Origin of the sequence: Streptomyces malaysiense (genome assembly GCF_000980885.2) — a bacterium.
In the GTDB taxonomy this organism is placed as follows: Bacteria; Actinomycetota; Actinomycetes; order Streptomycetales; family Streptomycetaceae; genus Streptomyces; species Streptomyces malaysiense.
In genome coordinates, this window is the sequence record NZ_LBDA02000214.1 from 1 (window position 1) to 882 (window position 882).

Below are 882 nucleotides of genomic sequence, written 5' to 3' on the forward strand. Positions count from 1 at the left end.
GGGCAGGGGGCAGGGGCAGGACCGGGGCCGGCGGCCCCGGGGACCACGGCGGTCGCGGTGGGCGGCGTTCTGCGGTTGCGCGCGCTCAGCCGGTGCGGGGCGCCGGGTCGGACCGGGTCGCGCGCCTCGGGCCGCTGCCCGAGGCGGCGTCGCGGGCCACCGCCGCCACCGCGTCCGTCAGCCGGTCCAGTACGGCCGCCGTCTGCTCGTCGCTGATCGTCAGCGGCGGCAACAGCCTGACCACCGAGGAGTGCCGCCCGCCCAGCTCCACGATGAGTCCCCGCCGCAGGCACTCACGCTGGACGGCGGCGGCGAGTTTGGGGGCGGCGGGACGGGGCGCGGCGGGGGACGCGGGGTCGCAGCCGCAGGCACCGGGCCGGGCCCCGAGGGAGGCCGGGCCGGAGTCGTGAGCCGGACGCCCGCCGCCGGGAGGCACGGCGCCCGAGCCGTGGCCGGCGGGCCCCGCACCGCCCCGGCCGACGGCGGCGGATTCTTCACCGGCCGCCGGCTCCCCCGTCGGCCCCTCCGGGTCCACCAGTTCCAGGCCGATCATCAGTCCACGCCCCCGTACCTCCCCCACACACGCCAGCCCGCCGATGTCCGAACGAAGTCGGTCCATAATCCGCGTCCCGAGCCGCCCCGCCCGCTCCGCCAGCCCGTTCTCCCGGACGTGGGCGAGCGTCGCCGTGCCCGCCGCCATCGCGAGCTGGTTGCCGCGGAACGTGCCCGCGTGGGCGCCCGGCGGCCAGCCGTCGAGGTCGTCGCGGTAGACGATGACGGCCAGCGGGAGGCTGCCGCCGATGGCCTTGGAGAGGACCATGACGTCGGGGGTGATGCCGCTGTGGTCGACGGCCCAGAAGGCGCCGGTGCGGCCGACGCCGG

Annotated in this window: 1 protein-coding gene; it reads right to left on the bottom strand. The window is 78.7% G+C overall.

Annotation, left to right across the window (positions count from 1 at the left end):
- Positions 1 to 85: 85 nt before the first annotated feature.
- On the bottom strand, positions 86 to 882 hold a 797-nt coding region (locus VT52_RS35000), incomplete at its 5' end, for an aminotransferase class III-fold pyridoxal phosphate-dependent enzyme (protein ID WP_143071000.1).